Annotated in this window: 18 protein-coding genes; 6 read left to right on the plus strand and 12 right to left on the minus strand. The window is 64.1% G+C overall.

What is annotated here, in order from left to right; translation table 11 throughout:
• Positions 1–21: 21 nt before the first annotated feature.
• The 8 genes from NHH88_00120 to NHH88_00155 form a co-directional block, all read right to left on the minus strand.
• Entirely contained in the window at positions 22–1,299 is a 1,278-nt protein-coding gene (locus NHH88_00120; GenBank protein ID USX14239.1) for an NAD(P)/FAD-dependent oxidoreductase, read from the minus strand.
• The gene (locus tag NHH88_00125; protein ID USX14240.1) at positions 1,296–1,619 is read right to left on the minus strand and encodes a c-type cytochrome; all 324 of its coding nucleotides are present in this window, start codon (positions 1,617–1,619) and stop codon (positions 1,296–1,298) included. The genes NHH88_00120 and NHH88_00125 overlap by 4 nt, the downstream gene beginning before the upstream one ends.
• Before the next feature lie 146 nt (positions 1,620–1,765).
• Complete coding sequence (soxA, locus tag NHH88_00130) at positions 1,766–2,440, minus strand: sulfur oxidation c-type cytochrome SoxA (GenBank protein USX14241.1); 675 nt, start codon at positions 2,438–2,440, stop codon at positions 1,766–1,768.
• A gap of 113 nt (positions 2,441–2,553) precedes the next feature.
• Positions 2,554–2,880 carry a thiosulfate oxidation carrier complex protein SoxZ gene (gene soxZ / locus NHH88_00135; protein ID USX14242.1) on the minus strand — a complete coding sequence of 109 codons (327 nt, stop codon included), beginning with the start codon at positions 2,878–2,880 and terminating at the stop codon, positions 2,554–2,556.
• Complete coding sequence (locus NHH88_00140; protein USX14243.1) at positions 2,880–3,332, minus strand: SoxY-related AACIE arm protein; 453 nt, start codon at positions 3,330–3,332, stop codon at positions 2,880–2,882. The genes soxZ and NHH88_00140 overlap by 1 nt, the downstream gene beginning before the upstream one ends.
• Positions 3,329–3,790, minus strand: a complete 462-nt coding sequence (gene soxX, locus NHH88_00145; GenBank protein USX14244.1) for a sulfur oxidation c-type cytochrome SoxX — start codon at positions 3,788–3,790, stop codon at positions 3,329–3,331. The genes NHH88_00140 and soxX overlap by 4 nt, the downstream gene beginning before the upstream one ends.
• 5 nt (positions 3,791–3,795) lie before the next feature.
• Positions 3,796–5,982 (minus strand): molybdopterin-dependent oxidoreductase, encoded by a 2,187-nt coding sequence (locus tag NHH88_00150; protein ID USX14245.1) that lies wholly within the window; start codon positions 5,980–5,982, stop codon positions 3,796–3,798.
• On the minus strand, positions 5,979–6,482 hold the full coding sequence (locus NHH88_00155) for a (2Fe-2S)-binding protein (protein USX14246.1): 504 nt from the start codon (positions 6,480–6,482) through the stop codon (positions 5,979–5,981). Before NHH88_00155 ends, NHH88_00150 begins: the two co-directional genes overlap by 4 nt.
• A 187-nt stretch (positions 6,483–6,669) precedes the next feature.
• On the opposite strand from NHH88_00155, the gene NHH88_00160 reads away from it, so the two are divergent.
• Positions 6,670–7,305: an outer membrane beta-barrel protein gene (locus tag NHH88_00160; GenBank protein ID USX14247.1), complete on the plus strand. Its 636-nt coding sequence runs from the start codon at positions 6,670–6,672 to the stop codon at positions 7,303–7,305.
• On the opposite strand, the gene NHH88_00165 is transcribed toward NHH88_00160, so the two are convergent.
• Positions 7,302–8,225: a LysR family transcriptional regulator gene (locus NHH88_00165; protein USX14248.1), complete on the minus strand. Its 924-nt coding sequence runs from the start codon at positions 8,223–8,225 to the stop codon at positions 7,302–7,304. The genes NHH88_00160 and NHH88_00165 overlap by 4 nt on opposite strands.
• Positions 8,226–8,340: 115 nt before the next feature.
• Here NHH88_00165 and NHH88_00170 point away from each other — a divergent pair, with 115 nt between their 5' ends.
• From NHH88_00170 to NHH88_00180, 3 genes are all read left to right on the plus strand, one after another.
• Positions 8,341–8,937, plus strand: coding sequence for an NADPH-dependent F420 reductase (locus NHH88_00170; GenBank protein USX14249.1), 597 nt, complete (start codon positions 8,341–8,343; stop codon positions 8,935–8,937).
• Between the two features lie 101 nt (positions 8,938–9,038).
• Positions 9,039–10,643 (plus strand): methyl-accepting chemotaxis protein, encoded by a 1,605-nt coding sequence (locus NHH88_00175; protein USX14250.1) that lies wholly within the window; start codon positions 9,039–9,041, stop codon positions 10,641–10,643.
• Between the two features lie 21 nt (positions 10,644–10,664).
• Positions 10,665–11,078, plus strand: coding sequence for a hypothetical protein (locus NHH88_00180; GenBank protein ID USX14251.1), 414 nt, complete (start codon positions 10,665–10,667; stop codon positions 11,076–11,078).
• Between the two features lie 158 nt (positions 11,079–11,236).
• On the opposite strand, the gene NHH88_00185 is transcribed toward NHH88_00180, so the two are convergent.
• From NHH88_00185 to NHH88_00195, 3 genes are all read right to left on the minus strand, one after another.
• The gene (locus NHH88_00185) at positions 11,237–12,865 is read right to left on the minus strand and encodes a methyl-accepting chemotaxis protein (GenBank protein ID USX14252.1); all 1,629 of its coding nucleotides are present in this window, start codon (positions 12,863–12,865) and stop codon (positions 11,237–11,239) included.
• Positions 12,866–13,069: 204 nt separating this feature from the next.
• On the minus strand, positions 13,070–13,429 hold the full coding sequence (locus NHH88_00190) for a DUF4148 domain-containing protein (protein USX14253.1): 360 nt from the start codon (positions 13,427–13,429) through the stop codon (positions 13,070–13,072).
• A gap of 166 nt (positions 13,430–13,595) precedes the next feature.
• On the minus strand, positions 13,596–14,594 hold the full coding sequence (locus NHH88_00195) for an aldo/keto reductase (protein USX14254.1): 999 nt from the start codon (positions 14,592–14,594) through the stop codon (positions 13,596–13,598).
• A 104-nt stretch (positions 14,595–14,698) separates the two neighbouring features.
• On the opposite strand from NHH88_00195, the gene NHH88_00200 reads away from it, so the two are divergent.
• Entirely contained in the window at positions 14,699–15,607 is a 909-nt protein-coding gene (locus NHH88_00200; protein ID USX14255.1) for a LysR family transcriptional regulator, read from the plus strand.
• 30 nt (positions 15,608–15,637) lie between these two features.
• Positions 15,638–17,353 carry a M28 family peptidase gene (locus tag NHH88_00205; protein ID USX14256.1) on the plus strand — a complete coding sequence of 572 codons (1,716 nt, stop codon included), beginning with the start codon at positions 15,638–15,640 and terminating at the stop codon, positions 17,351–17,353.
• The last annotated feature ends 109 nt before the right edge of the window (positions 17,354–17,462 follow it).

Raw genomic sequence — 17,462 nt, forward strand, 5'->3', positions numbered from 1 at the left:
GTGTCGTCAGCGCACAAGTGTTCAAGCGCCCAGGGTATCGGCCCAGATATTCCGCGCCCAATTCATCGCATAGTCGCCCTCCAGCGCGCTCGGTCCCGTCGATACGCCTCCCGAGCCTGACACCACCAGCAACGTCTTCTGCTCCGCGCTGTACGCGTGAACGGAGGCGACATGGATCACATCCGTATCCGACACGAAGCTGTAACAGGTATTGGTCAGCATCGGATGCGGATCGGGCGCGCGGCCGTTGAGCATATCCACCACCGCCGCCGCGCACACCTTCGCATGCTGATTGGCCATATGCGCCGACTTGGGCATCAACGGCGACACCTGAATCGCATCACCCAGCACGTGGATATTCTTCGCCTGCGTCGACTCGAAACTCAGGAAGTCCACCCCACACCACCGGCCATTGGCATTGGCCAAACCACTCCGCACCGCGATCGCCCCGGCCCGCTGCGGCGGTATCACATTGAGCACATCCGCCCGCACCTGATCCCCCAGCTCCGACACCGCCGTGCGCGTGCCCGCATCGATATCGGCGGTTCTAAACGACGGACGGTATTCAATGATGCCGCCATAGCGCTCCTTCCACACCTTCTTGAACAGCGGCCCTTTGGACACCACATCGTCATTGGCATCCAGGATCAGCACCTTCGATTTCGGTTTATGGCGGCTGAAGTAGAAAGCGATCTGCGACGCGCGCTCGTACGGCCCCGGTGGACAGCGATACGGCGCCGGCGGAATGGTCATCGCAAACACGCCGCCGTCGGGCATCGCCTCCAACTGCGCACGCAGCGCGACGGTTTGCGCGCCAGCCTTCCACGCATGCAGCACCGTCTCGCGCGCGCCCGGCTTCAGCATGCCGGGGAGCTGGTCCCACATGAACTCCACGCCCGGCGAAACGATCAGGCGGTCATAGGACAGCGTCTGCCCGCCGGCCAGCGCCAGCGTGCGTTTGTCCGCGTCGATGCTGGCCACTGTATCGCGCAGGATGCGCACGCCGTGCTTGTTGGTCAGCGCGTCATACGACAGCGATAAGTCGGCGATGCGCCGCGACCCGCCCAGCACCAGGTTAGATAGTGGGCAGGAGATGAAGCCGGCATCCGGTTCGATCAGCGTGACGTCGATTGTCCCTTCGCTCCACATGCGTATGTAACGAGCGGCGGTGGCGCCGCCGTAACCGCCGCCGACCACCACCACTTGCGGCCTGGCCTTGCCGCCGATGGTGGCGCAGCCGGTGGCCGATGCCAGCAAGGCGCTGGCGCCGGCAGCTTGGATGAACTGACGGCGCTTCATGGCGTGGCTTTCTTCTGCGCGGCGAAGAAAGCCGCCAGCAGTTCGATCTGTTCGTCGGTGTAGCCCTTGGCGATTTGCGTCATGATGGTCGACGGGCGGGCGCCGGATTTGAACGCCCGCAGGCTGGCGGCCAGATTTTCGCGGGGCTGCCCGGCCAGAGCGGGTAGGGTTGCGAAATTCGGCGCGTTTTTGGTGTCGCCGTTGGTGCCGTGGCACGCGGCGCAGTTGGCGGCAAGGCGCGCGCCGGGGGAGATGGTCGTCGCGCCGGTGTTGGCGACAGCCAGCGACAGCCCCGCCACCGTGAGAATCTTCAATAGCATCAGCACTCCCCTAAAAATAAACTGACAACGGAGACACGTAGGGCGGATTAGCGCGTAGCGCGTAATCGGCCATTTATGAGCCGCCGACGGCGCATGCATGGCCGATTACGGCGTTCCGCCTAATCCGCCCTACGTGTATCCATAAATCACGGTCTTACCCCTGGCGTTTCCATCTTCATACCCTTGTCTCGCACGGCCAGCCAGGCTTCCAGATCCACCAGCTCCTGCGCGCCGAACGCCGAAACCTCGGCGCGCACGCCGCTCATACAATTACGAAGGCGACGCTGCAACGACCCCATCGCCTGCCACTCCAGCCGGTAGATCGGATACGCGGCGGCATGCGCCTGCGGTATCGTGCTGCCGGCCAGACGTCCACCCGCCCGCTGATCGTGGCACTGCGCGCACGACAAATTCAACTGCCCGATGCGCTTCACATACAATTCCTTGCCCCGCGCGGCCGATGCCTTGGTCCCCGCATCCTGCGGCGGCTCCACCGGCATGCCGCGCGATTGCATCGCCACATACGCCTCCAGCCCAAGCAGCTCCTCGCTCTCCGCTCGCAGCGCCGACGCCTGCTGCTTCTGCTCGCGGCATACATTGATGCGCTGACCCAGATTGATCGTCATCTTGCTCCCGGCATGAAAAGCCGGATACCGCGCCGCCACGCCGCGCATGCTCTGATTCGCCTCGCCGTGGCAGCTGGCGCAGGACTTGCCGCTCTTGCCGGCGGCGGCGCCCCACTGCGCCTCGCCGCCGCTGATCCACAGCATCGCTGGATTGAGCGTGTCGTCGCGCTGCATCGCCTGCGTGGATGCGCTCATGAACTCACTGCCGGAGCGGCGCGCGTCCCCGGTGTTGGCAGCGGTCGCGCCCAGCATCAACACAACCGCAAGGCAACACAATGCGCCGCCCACCGCCCGGTTCACCTTCCGACTCATGCCGGCCCCACCGTCAAATTCATCTTCTCCGTCTGGGCGAAACCGTTATCGCCCTCCCACGTGAACTCCAGCGTCCCCGTTTCCGTGGCGACGGTGAAGAAGCTGATATACGGATTGGCGGACACCGCCTGATGCAGCTCGGCACCGAAGACCTGCTCGCCGTCGTAGCGGCATACAAACTTGCGGATGATGTCGCGCGGGATAAGCTTGCCGTCGGCCCCGGGCCGATAACCGGTCTCCATCGGATGCCCGATCAACGCGCGGATCTCGATCACTTCGCCGCGCTTGGCCGTCGCCGGCATATGAATCAATGCGCGCGCCATCAGGGAGCCTCCCCTTCTATGCAAGCCGCCAGCGCCACGATCACGCTCACGGATTTGGACCGGTAACTGCCGTCGCCCATGCGTGCCACCGCCGTCAGCTTCTGCGAAGTAGCCAACCGTATGCGCGTGGACACCTGCGCCTTGCCGGCGCGTGGACCAAGCGTGAACACCGCCACGTCGGTCTGCGGATTGCGCTCGTTGAAGATAGCGATCGCGCTGACATGGTCGGCGGCAGTCATCGCGCTATCGACGGCAATCGTCACCGACACCGCGTTGCCATTGTCGATCAGCTGTGCGATATCGAAGGTCACCTTGCCTTCGGTCGGCTTGACGCCACCGGTGAAGGTATTGATCGCCGTCGCCATCTCCTCGGTGGTGGCGAAAGCCGGGCGCACCAGCGCCAGCATCGCCAGCCCGGTTCCAGCGGCGGCCAGCATATCGCGACGCTTCATGGTGTTTGCTCCTTCAGCGTAAGCAGCCAGGCCACAACGTCCTCGATCTGCTGCGCGGTCAATATCGTCTTGTCCTGAAAAGCCGGCGCCACGCGGTTCAGGCCATCGGTTTTGTAATAGGAAGGCATGATCGTCTCGGGGTTGAAATGGCTTGCGTCCACGATGCGCAAGCGAAGCTGCGCCGCGTTCCAGCGCAGGCCTGCGCCTTGCAGGTCGGGCGCCAGATTGCCCTGAAAACGCTCCTCGGGAATCGGACCGGTATGGCACAACAGGCAAAGGCTGGCCTGCCGGCTGGCCACCAGCACACGGCCACGCACCGCGTCACCGGCGACAGCGCCCTTCAACGGCGCGGCAATGCCGTCGCCGGAGATCACGTAGCCGGGACCTGCGGCGGCAGGCGGCGCGATGACAAGCGCCACCAAGGCGATGGAGGCCGCCAGCGCCAGCCACGCCGCCATCCTTCTTACGCCTTCTTCAAACTATGGTTCTTCAGCGGCAGATCGCGTATCCGCTTGCCGGTGGCGGCGAAGATCGCGTTCAGCACGGCCGGCGCGGCCACCGCGATGGTCGGCTCGCCCACGCCGCCCCAGAATCCGCCCGACGGCATGATGATGGACTCCACCTTCGGCATCTCGTCGATTTTCAGGACCTGGTAGGTATCGAAGTTGGACTGCTCGATCTGCCCATCCTTCAACGTGCACTCGCCGTACAACGACGCCGACAGCCCATACACGAACGAACCTTCGATCTGCGCCTCGATCTGCTGCGGGTTGACCGCGTAGCCCGGATCGGTCGCCGCGATGATGCGCAAGATCCTGACCTTGCCGGTTTTTGGGTCGACCGATACCTCGGCACATGCGGCAACGTAGCTGCCGAAGCCCATCGTCTGCGCCAGGCCGCGATACACGCCCTTCTTCGCCGGCTTGCCCCAGCCGGCCTTCTCGGCCACCGCGTTCAACACCGCCAGATGCTTGGGATGCTCGGCCATCAGCTTGCGGCGCAGCGCCAGCGGATCCTGCTTCGTCGCGAAGGCTATCTCGTCGAGGAAGCATTCCAGGTAAATCGTATTCTGGTTCAGGTTCACGCCGCGCCAGAAGCCCGCCGGCACCGGCGGATTGCGCATCGCGTGATCGATCAGCAGGTTCGGGAACGAATAGCCGATCGACGCCTCCGGTCCCGGCGCGTTAAGCCCCTGGAACACTACGGGGTCCTTGCCATCCTTAATCGCCATGCCCAGCGACGCGAGGATCGACTGGCCGGAGATGCGCATGTGCAGGCCGGTGATATTGCCCTTGGCATCCAGGCCGGCCGTCAGCTTGCACTGGGTGATCGGATGGTAGCGGCCGTGCAGCATGTCCTCTTCGCGCGTCCAGATCAGCTTCACCGGCGTGCCCGGCATCTCCTTGGCGATTTTCACCGCCTGCGTCACCCAGTCGTGCGAGGCGCCGCGCCGGCCAAAGCCGCCGCCCAGGTGCATCTTGTAGACGTCGCACTTGGCCGCCGGCAGACCGGCCGCCTCGGACGTCGCGGCCAGCGCCGCCTCGCCGTTCTGCGTCGGGGTCCACACTTCGCAGCGCTCCGGGGTCCAGAGCGCGGTCGCGTTCATGGTTTCCATGGTCGCGTGGTTCTGCCACGGGTACGAATACACCGCCTCGATGGTGCGCGCCGCCGACTTGATCGCCGCCTTGGCGTCGCCGTTCGAGTTGCCGACCACCGCATCCGGCGCGTCCAGCGCCGCCTTCAACGTCGCCGCCACGTCCTTGCTCGACAAATTCGCGTTGGGCCCCTTGTCCCATTCAATGGGCAAGGCATCCAAAGCCGACTTGGCGCGCCACCAGGTGTCCGCCACCACCGCCACGGCGCTGTCGCCGACCTTGAACACTTTCTTCACGCCGGGACGCTTTTCGATCGCGGTCGCGTCGAAGCTCTTGACCGTGCCGCCGAACACCGGGCAATCCTTGATCGCCGCGTTGAGCAGGCCGGGCATCTTGATGTCCATGCCATAGATCTGCGCGCCGGTGGTCTTGTCCACGGTATCCAGGCGCGCCAGGCGCTTGCCGACCAGTTTCCAGTCCTTCGGGTCCTTGAGCATGACTTCCGCCGGAGGGCTCAGCTTGGACGCCGCCTCCGCCACCTTGCCATAGCTGATGGAGCGTCCGCTGGCCTCGTGCGTGATCACGCTGACGGCGGCCACGCATTCGGACGACGGCACCTTCCACGCATCGGCCGCCGCCTGCACCAACAAGGTGCGCGCGGTGGCGCCGCCCTTGCGTACCAGGTCGTGCGATTCGCGGATGCCACGACTACCGCCGGTGGAGAAGCTACCCCAGACGCGCTTGCGCGCCAGGTTCTGCCCCGGGGTCGGATATTCGGTGGTGACTTTGCTCCAGTCGGCGTCCAGTTCCTCGGCCACCAGCTGCGCCAGACCGGTCAAGGTGCCCTGGCCCATCTCGGAGCGGGCGATGCGGATGACGATGGTGTCGTCCGGCTTGACGACCACCCAGGCGTTGACCTCGGGGGTGCCCTTGGACGCCGGCGCGCCCTGCGCCACCGCCTCGAACGGAATATGAAACGCCACCACCAGGCTGCCGGCGGCCGCGCCCTTCAGGAAGCCCCGACGCGAGGCCGAACTTACAGGAGCGCCACTCATACCTTGCCTCCTTCAACGTGCTGGATATTGAGGCCGGCGCTTTTCGGATCGCCGCCCTTGACCACCACATGAATCGCCGCCCTAACCCGGTTGTAAGTGCCACATCGACAGATGTTGGACATCGCCATATCGATGTCGGCGTCGGTGGCCTTCGGCTTCTCGCGTATCAGCGCGGCGGCGGCCATGATCATGCCGGACTGGCAGAAGCCGCACTGCGGCACGTCCAGCGCTGCCCAGGCTTTCTGGATCGCGTGCGAGCCGTCCTTGGACAAGCCCTCGATGGTGGTGATCTTTTGTTCGGCGGTGACAGTGGAGACGGGCCGCACGCAGCTGCGCGTCGGTTCGCCGTCGATATGCACGGTGCAGGCGCCGCATTGCGCCACGCCGCAGCCGTACTTGGTGCCGGTCAGCCCCAGTTGTTCGCGTATGACCCACAACAGCGGCGTGTCTTCCTCCGCCTCGAATTCGCGTACCACGCCGTTGACGTTCAATTTAGCCATGCACTTCTCCCTGGATTTTTGGTTGCCCGAATACACCGCTGGTGATACTACACCCACTAGATTAACTCTGCAGCGTGAACGAAATATTTCCGTTTTTGACTTGGATCAAAGTTTTTCATGCTTCGGATCAATAGACTTGATTGCGTTACTTAGTGACTAACCAAGACGACATCAAAGAGGAAGTGAAATGAGCAAGACCAAGGCAATCGCAGCAGCAGTACTGGCCACCCTGAGCCTGACGGGTGTCGCAATGGGCAGCGCAGTGGCGCAAGAATCGCAAAAAGCGCCGTGGCTGGTGCGCGTGCGCGCCGTAAACCTGAACACGGCCGACAAGTCGGACCCGGTGGGCGGCGTCGGCGCGTCGAACCGTCTCACCGTCAGCGACAAGACCATTCCAGAATTCGACGTCTCCTATTTCTTCACGGCCAACCTGGCGGCGGAGCTGGTGCTGACCTATCCGCAAAAACATGACGTCTATCTGGATGGAACCAATATCGGCACCTTCAAGCACCTGCCGCCATCGCTGCTGTTGCAGTACCACTTCACGCCGGACGCGCCATTAAAACCTTACGTCGGCGCCGGCATCAACTACACCACCTTGTCCAAGGTCCGCCTGCTCAACGGCCAGGCCAGCCTGGAACACGACAGCGTCGGACTGGTGCTGCAGGCGGGCCTGGACTACGCGATCGACAGGCAATGGTCGCTCAATTTCGACGTCAAGAAAGCGCAGATCCGCAGCGATGTCATGATCGGCGGCGCCAAGGCCAGTCGCGTCAAGGTCGATCCGCTGATGATCGGTGTGGGTATCGGGTACAGATTCTAAACGGCCGAATACCGTTCCGCCATTTTCTGTTCGCGGAACGCTTCCGTCATAAAATCCACGAATGCCCGCGTCTTCGCGGGCATCAGTTTTTGGCTGGTGAAGTACAGCGAGATCGCGCCGATATCAAGATACCAGTCGGGCAGCACGCGTTGCAGCTCGCCGCTTTCCAGATGCGTCCCCAAGTCGGTCATCGCCAGCATGGCCACACCCATGCCCGCCAAAGCCGCCGTGCGGATCGCATCGGGATCGTTCAAAAACACGCGTGGCCGCAGCACCGCCGACATGCCGTCTCCCGCGCGATTGCGCATATCCCACGACTTGGCCCTGCCGCTCTGCGGCGAGCGCATGACGATGGCGTCGAGGTCCGCCAGGTCCGCTGGGGTCACCGGCAGCTTGCGTCCCTTCAGATACGCCGGCGACGCCACCAACACGCCGTGCGCCGGCATCAGCTCCCGCGCCACCACACCAGGCGACAGTTCGAAACCGCCGCCGATCGCCGCATCGAAGCCGCCGGCCACCAGATCCACCCGCCGGTTTTCCACATTGAGGTCCAAGGTCAGCGCCGGATAGCGCGCCATAAACGCCGGCATCAGCGGCAGCACGTGACGACGGCCGAAGCCCGGCGCCATGCTCAGTTTCAGCACCCCGGCCGGCTCGCCCGCTTTGGCCGTCACTTCCGCGATCGCGCCCTGGATGCCATCCAGCCCCGCGCCGACGGAATTCAGAAACCGCTCGCCGGCCTCGGTGAGGGTCAAACCGCGCGTGGTGCGCTGGAAAAGCCGCACGCCGAGGTTGCGCTCCAGCTGCGCCACGTTGCGGCTGACGGCAGCCGGCGTCAGCGCCAGGCGCCGGGCCGCCGCCGAAAAGCTCGACGATTCCGCGCTGCGGACGAAGGATTCAAGGTTGGACAGGGTTTCCAAAGCGTGGCTTTCAACGTTTGCTTGAAGCTAATACTACCAAGCTATGACTACTCGTAGCAAATGATGACGGCCATACTGAACTCATCGAAACCCAATCAACGAAAGGAAACACATCATGAACATCTCCATCATCGGCGCAGGCGCCATCGGTTCCGCCATCGCACGCAACCTGTCCAAAGCCGGCATCGCCGCCACCATCGCCAACAGCCGTGGCCCCGATTCGCTGGCCGCGCTGCACGCGGAACTGCCGAACATCCGCCCCGTCACCATCGACGAAGCGGCAAAGGCCGACGTGGTCTTCCTCGCCGTGCAGTGGAGCCGCATCCCCGAGGCGGTACGCAATCTGCCGGCATGGAACGGCCGCATCGTCGTCGACGCCAACAACGCGCTCGAAGCGCCGTCGTTCAAGGCGGTGGACCTGGGCGGCCGCGCATCGAGCCTGGTGCTGGCCGACCTGCTGCCCGGCGCCCGCGTGGTCAAGGCCTTCAACCATCTGGGCGCGGCGCTGCTGCAAAGCGATCCGCAAACGGAGGGCGGCCGCCGCGTGCTGTTTTACTCAGGCGACGACGCCGACGCCAAAAAAACCGTCGGCCAGCTGATCGACCAACTGGGATTCGCCGGCGTCGATCTGGGCACCCTCGATGGCGGCGGACGTCTGGCGCAGTTCCCCGGCGGCCCGCTGCCGGTGCTGAATCTGGTCAAATTCGGCTAGCGTTGCGGCACCACGACAGCGCATTCCGACGGCGCATTCCTTTAACGGACACGGACGGGTATATTGAGATACTTGCCTCTGTGAATTAAAGGAATGCCGCCATGACCCTCGACCAAGTAAAAATCGGAACGCGCCTCGGCGCCGGCTTCGCCATCGTCCTGGCGCTGCTGGTGGCCGTGCTGGTACTGGGACTCAGCACCATGAGCCGCATCGGCAGCCGTACCCAGGACATCATCGAAGACAAGAACGTCAAGATGGAAGCGGCCAACCACATGGTCGACAGCCTGCGCGACGTCACGCTACACCTGACCAATATCGTCGTGGTCCCGAGCACGCCGGAAGTGAACGCCGAGCTGCAGAAAATCGCCGAGGCGCGCAAGAAGTACGGCGAGGCGAAAAAAATCCTGTCCGAGCGCGCCACCGACGCCAAGGAAAAGGCCTTGCTGGCCACCCTGGACGCGCTGATCGCCGACGGCGCAGCCAAGAACAACAAGGTCATCGAGCTACGCAAGGATGGCGAGATCCAGGACGCCACGGCCTATCTGACGCAGACGGCCGGCCCAAGCCTGCAAGGCGTGCTCAAAATACTGAACGACATCGTCGCCCATGAAAGCGCGGAGGCCAAGCAGGCCGGCGAAGAAGTCGCGGCGGTGCTGCGCTCCTCCAAGCTGCTGCTGGTGGGCCTCGGCCTGCTGGCCGTGGCGTTGGGTGCGGCGGTGGCCTGGTTCATCACGCGCTCGATCACGGTGCCGCTCAACGCCGCCGTCGACCTGGCCGAGACGGTGGCCGCCGGCGATTTGTCGACCCGGATCGTAGTGACCGCCACCGATGAAACGGGACGCCTGCTCAACGCCCTCAAGGCCATGAACGACAGCCTGCTCAACGTCGTCGGCCAGGTAAGGCAAGGCACGGACACCATCACCGTCGCCTCCAACGAAATCGCCGCCGGTAACATGGACCTGTCCTCGCGCACCGAGCAGCAAGCCAGCTCGCTGGAGGAAACCGCGTCGTCGATGGAGGAGCTGACCTCCACCGTCAAGCAGAACGCCGACAACGCGCGCCAGGCCAACACCCTGGCGCGCAGCGCGTCGGAGGTGGCCAGCAAGGGCGGCGCCATCGTCGCCCAGGTGGTCGACACGATGGGCTCCATCAACGCCTCGTCGCGCAAGATCGTCGACATCATCTCGGTCATCGACGGCATCGCCTTCCAGACCAACATCCTCGCGCTGAACGCGGCGGTGGAGGCGGCGCGCGCCGGCGAGCAGGGTCGCGGCTTCGCGGTCGTGGCGTCGGAGGTGCGCAACCTGGCGCAGCGCTCGGCGGCGGCGGCCAAGGAGATCAAGGAACTGATCTCGGCCTCGGTGGCCAATGTCGACGACGGCTCCAAACTGGTCAACGAGGCCGGGCAAACCATGGGCGACATCGTCGACAGCATCCAGCGCGTGACCGACATCATGGGGGAGATCACCTCGGCCAGCCAGGAGCAGACTATGGGTATCGAGCAGATCAACGTCGCCATCACGCAAATGGACGAGGTCACGCAGCAAAACGCAGCGCTGGTCGAGCAGGCGGCGGCCGCGTCGCAAAGCATGCAGGAGCAGGCGGAGGCGCTGGCCCGGGTGGTCGGTTTCTTCAAAACGGGCGCTGCGGCGCCGGCATTGCGGGGGGCGGCGCCGGGGACGGCTATAATGTTGCACACTCGATAGCACGCCGACCGGAACCCGCCCATGCGCAAGATACTGATAGTACTGATGTCCCTGATGCTGACGGCGTGTGTCGACGATAGCGCCTCGTACTACCCGGAGAGCGGCAACAGCGAGCATGTGATGACCGTGCACCGGACGCAGAAGTACTTTTGGAGCAGCGAGAGCAGCGTGGAATTGATCATGCAGCATCTGCCGCAGTGTTTGCGCCGGATCGAGCTGTCGGACATGCCGGCCGACGATGTCGAGATCGAGTTGCTGTCGGGCGGGGATAATGTCTGGACCTTGCGCGCCGGCGGCGAGATGTGGCAGATCGAGACGAAAACCTGCACCCAGTATCCGGATGTCAAAGGCGACGGCGGGGAATTGATCGGCGTGTTCCGCGTCGATGGGGGCAAGCTGGTGTTTGAAGAGGCGGTCCTGGAACCTGCCCAGTAGACCCGCGCAATAAAAATATCAACGGATCCACGTAGGGCGGATTAGGCGGAACGCCGTAATCCGCCATTTATAAGCCGTCGACGGCGCATGCATGGCGGATTACGCTACGCCTAATCCGCCCTACGTGTCTCCTCGAGGAATCGAAATCCCTCTCCCCCTCAGCGCGACAACGCCACCCGGCGCGGCGCCGGCTTGGCCGCCGGACGCAGCTGATGGCTGGCCACGCTCTGCTGCTGATCGCCGCTCAACTTGAACCGGCTCACCAACTCCGCCAGATTGCCGGCCTGCTCCTGCATGCTGCCCGCCGCAGCGGCCGCCTGCTCCACCAGCGCCGCGTTCTGCTGCGTGACCGAATCCATCTCCGTGATCGCCGTGTTCACATGCCCGATCCCCGTGCTCTGCTCGCTCGACGCGGCCGTGATCGCCGACATGATCTGCGTCACGCGCGACACGCTGGCGACCACCTGATCCATCGTCGTGCCGGCCTCGGCCACCAGCGCGCTGCCGGCGCTGATGCTGTCGACCGAAGCGTTGATCAGCTCCTTGATCTCCTTGGCCGCGCCGGCCGAGCGCTGCGCCAGGTTGCGCACCTCGGACGCCACCACCGCGAAGCCACGGCCCTGCTCGCCCGCGCGCGCCGCTTCGACCGCCGCGTTCAACGCCAGGATGTTGGTCTGGAAAGCGATGCCGTCGATGACGCTGATGATGTCGACAATGCGCGTCGCCGAGGCGTTGATCGTGTCCATCGTCTGCACCACCTGCGACACCACCTTGCCGCCTTTTTCCGCAACCGCCGAGGCCGACATGACCAGCTGGTTGGCCTGCACCGCGTTGTCGGCGTTCTGGTTCACGGTCGAGGTCAACTCCTCCATCGACGCGGCCGTCTCCTCCAGCGAGCTGGCCTGCGATTCGGTGCGTGCCGACAAGTCCATATTGCCCGAGGCGATCTCGCCCGAAGCGGTGGCGATGGTGTCGGCGCTGCGGCGGATCTCGCCGATGGTCTCGGCCAGCCGCGCCTGCATCGACTTCATCGCGAACAGGATGCTGGCGTCGTCGGTGGCGTGGGTCTTGATCTGCGCGCTCAGGTCGCCGCCTGCGATCTGCAGCGCCACCTGGCTGACGTAGTCGGGGTCGCCGCCGATGGTGTGGCGCAGGCTCTTGTTGACCAGGCTGACGATGGTCCACAGCAACAGGCACACGCCGGCCAGCAGCCCGGCCGATTTGAGCAGCGAAGCGCGGAAGGCGGCGTCGACGTCATCGATGTAGACGCCGGTGGTCAAGTCCCAGTTCCACGGCGCGTAGTGCACCACACGGCTCAGCTTGGGCACCGGCACGGTCGTGTTCGGCCGTATCCACCAGTAGCGCACGAAGCCCGCGCCGTCCGGCGAGGCGCCGGCGGCCTGGATGTCGCGGTACAGATAGGTGCCGTTCGGGTCCTTGAAATCGACCATGTCCTTGCCGTCGTTTTCAGCCTTGAACGGATTCATCAGCGACACGGTGCCGCTGGTGATGGTGATATAGCCGTCCTTGCCGTAGCGCAGACCCTTGATCAGCGCCATGGCTTGCTTTTGCGCTTCTTCCTTGCTCATGGTGCCGTTGGCGGCCTTGTCGCCGAACTGCTTGACGATGCTCAGACCGGCCTCGTCGATATGGCGCAACTCGTTGCTGCGTTCCTCGATCCGCAGCGTGCGGGTCTGGATCGTCTCATACAGGAAAATCGCGGTAATACAGAGCAGGCTGCAAATCAACGGCACCCACAGCTTCTGCTGGAAAGACAATTTGTTCATGGAGGTCTCCTGTTTTCTACAGGAAACTATACCGAAAAATGTTAAATGCCGGGTGTGATAACGCTACCTTGTTGTTTATTGGGGAATGGACTAATAGTAGCCCGACAATAAAAAACGGGCGCGGCGATCTCTATCGCCGCGCCCGTTGGCTGACTATGTGCGCGGGCGGCCGGGGGCCGCGCGCGACCGGTGGTTGACCGGTGCTTATTGCGTCGTACTGCCTTTGGCGGTTTTGGCGGCCATTTGCGCCTTCACGTTGGCGTTCCTGGCGCGCGGCGCCATGTAGGCGGCGTCGTCATAGGCTTCGTTGCGGTCCAGCTCGCCAGCGTTGCGGGCGGCGAGGGTCTGGGCTTTGACGTCGTCACGGCTCAGGGTGCTCGTCGGGGTATTAAACAGCGCCGCGTTCAGGGTGGCTTCGTTTTGGTCCAGCTGGCCGGCGGCGCGCGCGGCGACGGTCTCGGCGATGACTTGTTCGCGGGTCAACTGGCCCGACGGTGCCTGGGCGAAAGCGGCGCCGGCGGCAACCAGCAGGGAAACCGATGCGATGATGGATTTGACGTGCATTTTATTGCTCCTTATCTGATTAGCGATGCTCCGGAGAGCGCTGTATCGGCTGTGTTGCGGGCTACTGCGTTGTTTGTCGATAAGTCCATCTTAGTATTAAATATTCAGATATAAAAGTGCAATTTTCCGGTCAAATCCATCCGATTATCCGATCTAATCGCGGGAATCAGCGCTTTTCGCTGTCGAGCGCGACAGCCGCGTGGGAGTTGTAGCGCTCACCGGCGGCCGCGTCGGCCGGTACCGCCCGCTCCAGCCGCGCCAGGTCGTCAGCCGACAGCCGCACGCCGTTCGCGCCCAGCGCCTCCGTCAGGCGGGCGCGGGTGCGGGCGCCCACCAGCGGAACGATGTCCTCGCCCTGCGCCGCCACCCAGGCGATCGCCACCTGCGCCACCGACACGCCCAGCTCGTCGGCGATGGCGCGCACTTTTTCCACCAGCCGCAGGTTGTGGTCCAGGTTCTCGCCCTGGAAGCGCGGGCTGGCCAGGCCACGGAAGTCGGCCTCGCCGGCGCGCTGCTTGCTCCAGTGGCCGCTGATCAGGCCGCGCGACAGCACGCCATAGGCGGTGATGCCGATGCCCAGTTCGCGGCAGGTCTGCAGGATGCCGTCCTCCAGGCCGCGCGAAATCATCGAATATTCGATCTGCAGATCGGAGATCGGATGCACGGCGTGGGCGCGGCGCAAGGTCTCGCTGCCCACCTCGGACAGCCCGATGTGGCGCACGTAGCCGGCCTTGACCAGTTCGGCGATGGCGCCGACGGTCTCCTCGATCGGCACGGCAGAATCCAGCCGCGCCGGGCGGTAGATATCGATATGCTCCACGCCAAGCCGTTTGAGGCTATAGGCGGCGAAGTTTTTTACGGCCGCCGGGCGGGCGTCGTAGCCGATCCAGTTGCCGGCCGGATCGCGCATCGCGCCGAACTTGACGCTGATGTTGACGTTGTCGCGGCCGCCGGCTTGCAGCGCCTCGCTCAGCAGCAACTCGTTATGGCCCATGCCGTAGAAATCGCCGGTGTCGAGCAGGGTGACGCCGGCATCCAGCGCGGCGCGGATGGTGGCCAGGCTTTCGGCGCGGTCGGCCGGGCCATACAGGTCGGACATGCCCATCAGTCCGAGGCCCAGTTGCGAGACTTGCGGGCCGGTATGGCCAAGTTTGCGTGTTTGCATAATGAAACTCCAGAGAGGGTAAGCGGAGAAATCATTATGCTATTATCGATTGAGGTAATAAATATGCGCACATCCATTACTTCATTCGAAAATTCATAACAATCATGGACCAGTTCAAGGTGATGCAGATCTTCCGCGCGGTGGCCGACTGCAAGAGTTTCACGCAGGCGGCCGAGCGGCTCAATCTGCCCAAGCCGACGGTCACCAACGCCGTGCAGGCCATCGAACAGCAGCTCGGCGTGCGCTTGCTCCAGCGCACCACACGCAAGGTCAGCCTCACGGCCGAGGGCGCGCAATATCTGGAGCGCTGCAGCGCCCTGCTCAACGACCTGGAGGACATGAACGGCCTGTTCGCCGGCGACGGCCGCCTGCTCAGCGGCACGGTGCGGGTCGAGCTGCCGGAGCGGCTGGCGCACCTGATCGTCATTCCGGCGCTGCCCGATTTCCTCGATCGCCATCCGGGCATCCAGGTGCGGCTCGGCTCCGGCGACCGCTTTGCCGACCTGGTCGGCGAAGGCATCGATTGCGCCGTGCGCGGCGGCACCCTGCGCGACTCCACCCTGGTGGCGCGGCGCATCGGCAACCTGCAACAGGTCAACCTGGCCTCTCCGGCGTATCTGGAACGCCACGGCCGGCCGCAAACACTGGACGATTTACAACATCACTACGCCGTCAATTTCTTCTCCAGCCAGACCGGTCGCGACATGGACTGGGAGTACCTCGACAACGACGGCGCCGAGCGCACGCTGGCGATGCGCAGCCAGGTCTCCGTCAGCGGTACCGAGGCGTATATCGCCGCCTGTGTGGCCGGGCTGGGCCTGATCCAGGTGCCCAGCCAGACCATCTTGCCGCTGCTGGCATCGGGTGCGCTGGAGGAAGTGCTACCGGCGTGGCGGCCCGCGCCCATGCCCATCAACATCGTTTATTCGCACAACCGCCACCTGTCGCCACGGGTGCGGGTGTTTGTAGATTGGTTAATTAGTGTCATTGGGCAACAAAATGTGTCAGAATGAGGCTATCGTCCCTTAACAAAAGTTATTTTCATGAAACTGCTCCTGTCGACGGTGCTGCTGGCTGGTTTTTCGTGCGCCAGCCTTGCGGCCACGCCCCAAGCGCCCGGCACGGCCAAGGCTGCCGCCGCGCCGTCGGCGGCCCGGATGCTGCACAGCGCGCAGCAGCAGATCGACGCCGCCAGCTGGCTTGAGCACGTCACCGCGCTGTCGTCGGACGACTTCGAGGGCCGCGCGCCCGGCACGCGCGGCGAGCAGCTCACCATCGACTATTTGCAGCAGCAGTTCCGGAAGCTGGGCCTGGAGCCGGGCAATCCGGACGGCAGCTATCTGCAGCAGGTGCCCACGGTCGGCATCTCCAGCCACCCGACGATGAGCTACACCCCCAAGGACGGACCGGTCACGCAGCTCATTTTCGGCGACGACTACGTCGCCTGGTCGGCGCGTGCCGAGCGGCAAATCGACGTCACCGACTCCGAGCTGGTGTTCGTCGGCTACGGCGTGCAGGCGCCGGAATATCGTTGGGACGACTACAAGGGCGCCGATCTGAAGGGCAAAACCCTGGTCATGCTGATCAACGACCCGCCGCTGCCGGACCCCAAGCATCCCAAGCGGCTGGACCCGGCCGTGTTCGGCGGCGCCGCTATGACCTACTACGGCCGCTGGGCCTACAAATATGAAATGGCCGCCAGGATGGGCGCGGCCGGCGCGCTGATCGTGCACGAAGCCAAGCCCGCCGCCTACCCGTACGAGGTCGTGCGCAACAGCTGGAGCCGGGAGAACTTCGCCATCTTCGACAAGGCGCCGGACCCGGACTTTCCGGCCGTGCCCGGTTGGCTGCAGATCGACCGCGCGCGCGACGTCTTCAAGGCCGGCGGCTACGACTTCGAAGCGCTGAAAAAGCAGGCGCTATCGCGCGACTTCAAGCCGGTGCCGCTGGGCGTCAAGCTCAATGTGAGCGAGCTCAACGCGTGGCGCGAAATCACCTCGCACAATGTCGTGGCGAAGATCGCCGGGTCCGACCCGCAGTTGAAGAACGAAGTCATTGTCTACAGCGCGCACTGGGACCACTTCGGCATCGACGACACCCTGCCGGGCCCGCGCACGCAGCAGATCTTCCACGGCGCGCTCGACAACGCCGCCGGCGTCGCCACCTTGCTGGAGATCGCCAAGGCCTACAAAGCGTTGCCGGTCGCCCCCAAGCGCACCATCGTGTTTCTGGCGACCACAGGCAAGGAGCGTGGCCAGCTGGGCGCCAAATACTACACGCGCAATCCGCTGTATCCGATCGACAAAACGCTGGTCAACATCAACCTGCAGGGCATGAACGTCTGGGGCCGCACGCGCACGGTGGAATTGCGCGGCATGGGCCAATCGACGGCGGACGACGTGGTCGTCAAGGTCGCGCGCGGCCAGGGCCGGGCCGTGCGTCCGGACAGCAACGGCGAATACGGCAATTTCTACCGTGGCGACCAGATCGAATTCGCCAAGGCCGGCGTACCGGTGGTGTATCTCAGCGACAGTCTCGACTTCATCGGCAAGCCGGCCGCGTACGGCCGCGAAAAGCTCATGCGCTACAGCACGCAGCAATACCACACGGTCAACGACGTGATCGATCCCAAGTGGGACACACGCGGCACGGTGGAGGACATCGCCCTGTTATTCCAGACCGGCTACCACATCGCCCAAAACAGAGACGTACCGCAATGGAAGCCGAATGCCGAATTCCGTCGCAAGTCGGGCCGATGACCGCGATTAACCTTGCAACCACGTAGGGCGGATTAGGCGGAACGCCGTAATCCGCCAATGCGTGAGCCGTCGAAACGCATGCATTGGCGGATTACGCTTCGCTAATCCG

The sequence above is a fragment of the Oxalobacteraceae bacterium OTU3CAMAD1 genome (assembly GCA_024123915.1).
In the GTDB taxonomy this organism is placed as follows: domain Bacteria; phylum Pseudomonadota; class Gammaproteobacteria; order Burkholderiales; family Burkholderiaceae_D; genus Rugamonas.